At 38.5% G+C, this 2,760-nt stretch carries 3 protein-coding genes and 1 pseudogene; 3 read left to right on the top strand and 1 reads right to left on the bottom strand.

The features are described 5' to 3' along the window. Positions 1–891 (top strand): oxygen-dependent coproporphyrinogen oxidase (gene hemF / locus ACEW8O_RS06810; RefSeq protein ID WP_373493870.1); only part of this gene is annotated, 891 nt, incomplete at its 5' end. Positions 892–922: 31 nt separating this feature from the next. Continuing rightward, positions 923–1,501: a phosphatase PAP2 family protein gene (locus ACEW8O_RS06815; RefSeq protein ID WP_373493871.1), complete on the top strand. Its 579-nt coding sequence runs from the start codon at positions 923–925 to the stop codon at positions 1,499–1,501. A 447-nt stretch (positions 1,502–1,948) separates the two neighbouring features. On the opposite strand, the gene ACEW8O_RS06820 is transcribed toward ACEW8O_RS06815, so the two are convergent. Continuing rightward, a complete protein-coding gene (locus ACEW8O_RS06820) occupies positions 1,949–2,539 on the bottom strand; it encodes a riboflavin synthase (protein WP_373493872.1) in 591 nt (196 codons plus the stop codon). Between the two features lie 120 nt (positions 2,540–2,659). Between ACEW8O_RS06820 and ACEW8O_RS06825 the strand changes: the two are divergent. Then, positions 2,660–2,760, top strand: a pseudogene (locus ACEW8O_RS06825) (protein-L-isoaspartate O-methyltransferase); the annotation flags it as partial.

The following is a 2,760-nucleotide window of genomic DNA, read 5'->3' on the forward strand; positions in this document are numbered from 1 at the left end:
AAACATTTAATCACCCGTGACTTTAGGGAAATCCAGGACTACATTTGTAGGGAACTTGAAATGGGAGATGGAACCGGGTCTTTTCATGAAGACAAATGGGAAAGGGCTGAAGGTGGAGGAGGGCGTACCAGGATTTTTAAAAATGGAAGGATCATCGAAAAAGGCGGGGTGGCGTTTTCCGCCGTAGAGGGCCCGACCCCTGAAAAAATCCTGAAAAAACTCCAACTTGATAAAGCAGATTTTTTTGCCACCGGGGTGTCCATTGTCATCCACCCCTTCAGCCCGATGGTACCGATAATTCACATGAATATCCGATACTTTGAAATGAGCAACGGAATCAGGTGGTTTGGAGGTGGTATTGACCTTACTCCCCATTATGTTGACTTGGAGGATGCAAAATATTTCCACCATGCGGTAAAAAAAACCTGTGACTTACATCATCCCGATTATTACCAGAAGTTCAAAAAATGGGCTGACGATTACTTCTTTATCAAACACCGAAATGAAACAAGAGGAATAGGTGGGATATTTTTCGACCGGCTCGACAGCAAAGACCCTATTGAAATGAACAATATCTTTGAATTCGTCAAATCGATAGGATATCTTTTTCCCAAAGTGTACAGACATTTTATGGCCAAAAACAATACCCTTCCATATTCCGATCCGGAAAAAAAATGGCAATCTCTTCGTCGGGGAAGATATGTGGAGTTCAATTTGGTATGGGATGCGGGAACCAAGTTTGGTTTGGATACCAACGGCCGAACGGAGAGTATTTTGATGAGTATGCCACCAATGGCAAACTGGGAATACATGCATCAGCCTGATGACGGTTCACTGGAAGCCAAAACACTGGAATATCTCAAAAAAGATATTGACTGGGTTAGTTTGTAAAAAAATCAATTGAAACAGAAAGCACAAACAAATGCTGGAAAAAATCGGTCATTGGGATAAGCAGCTTTTTATCTTCTTAAATAGTTTTCATTCGGATGTATTGGATCCGGTTATGTTTCAACTGACCCAAACCTTACCCTGGATTCCATTATACATTTTTCTGGCCTACTTGATATGGAAAATTTATGGTAGAGACAGTTGGTGGGTATTCATTGCCATCGGACTTACTATACTGTTAGCAGACAAAACTACTTCAGCACTCATGAAGCCTTATTTTGAAAGACTGAGACCATGTCAGGATCCCTCGTTGGCAGGTTTGATCCATAATTATGGAAAATGTGGGGGTATGTTTGGCTTTGCATCATCCCATGCTGCCAATAGTTTTGGTATCGCAACAATCATGAGTCTGGCACTTTCGCATAGATATTTTGCAATCAGATGGCTTTTTATTTGGGCCATATTTTTTTCATATACCAGAATTTACTTAGGCGTGCACTATCCCGGAGATGTCTTTGTGGGTGGTTTGGTGGGAATATTCAGCGGACTGATTGCTTTCTATTTATTAAAAGCATTGGATCAAAAAGTCAATAAAAACAAAAACGGGAAGTGATCTTTCGAAAACTTCCCGTTTCATGACCTGGTAATCGTAATTGCCAAACCATGTCAAGCTACAGTTAAAGATTTTCACTCAGTTACCCAAGATCATAACAAATGGTCTAAACTAAACTTTATAAATCTTTCGATTTCAAAGTGCGGATATGTATTTCTGCAGTTACCTGTTTCAGATAAATCCCTAAGGTTTTATCCCTTTATACTTTCACCAAAAGTTCTCAACCAATGTCCGGATTCGTATATCCGATCTTTTATCTCTTACTTGATGAATGTAAATCTAGGTCTTAAAATGCTTCAGGACAAAAATTTGATCGTTTTCTTTTGAACAACTTTCCCACTGATTTTTAGGGTCACAAAACATGGTTATGAACAGGAAAAACAGACTTATGAACAGGTTTATCAACAAATCAGTCAAAAAAAATTTCTCATTGGATTTTTATCAAGGTTATTGATATCCTTTGATCAGTCTTTGGATATATTTTCCGACGATATCAAATTCCAAATTGACCTTATTCCCTATTTTTAACTCATGAAAATTGGTATGTTCATAGGTATAAGGTATGATTGCGACTGTGAATCTTCCGTTTTTCGAATTGAAACAAGTGAGACTTGTACCATTGACTGTGATGGAACCTTTTTCAACTGTAACATTTCCTGAAGAAGGATCAAATGAAAAATCAAAAATCCATGATCCGTCATTTTCGGTAATATTTTCTACGATACCTGTCTGATCCACATGCCCTTGAACGATATGCCCATCAAATCTGCCATTGGCCGGCATACATCTTTCCAAATTCACCTTTCTTCCTTTTGACCATGTTCCGAGATCGGTTTTATTGAGCGTCTCTTCAATGGCTGTAACCCTGTAATATCCATCCCCTATGGCTACTACAGTCAGGCATACGCCATTATGCGAGACAGATTGGTCTATCTTAAGTTGATCGGAAATGGAGGTAGCAATATCAAAATGAACATTGGTACCCTCCTTTTCAGTATTGATGATTGTACCCAAAGTTTCAATTATTCCAGTAAACATTTTTTGAATTCTAATTTTCAATAATTCAGATAATAAGCGGCAAATAGCTTTCAAATTAAGCCAATTTATCCCTTAACTTAGCACGCTGTACAAAAGTTTCTCAATCAGTTTATAAGTCACATGTTGAAATTAGAGGATAGCTACCGTCACAAGGGGCAGCGAAAGGAATTGGTAAAAGTGATCAAAAAGAAAGGCATCAAAGATGAAGCAGTCCTTGAAGC

This window comes from Aquiflexum sp., assembly GCF_041749095.1.
Lineage (GTDB): Bacteria > Bacteroidota > Bacteroidia > Cytophagales > Cyclobacteriaceae > Aquiflexum.

Excerpts from the sequence above, each read along its gene's own strand:
- ACEW8O_RS06820 (WP_373493872.1), bottom strand. The coding sequence starts at position 2,539 with ATGTTTACTGGAATAATTGAAACTTTGGGTACAATCATCAATACTGAA.
- ACEW8O_RS06815 (WP_373493871.1), top strand. The coding sequence starts at position 923 with ATGCTGGAAAAAATCGGTCATTGGGATAAGCAGCTTTTTATCTTCTTA.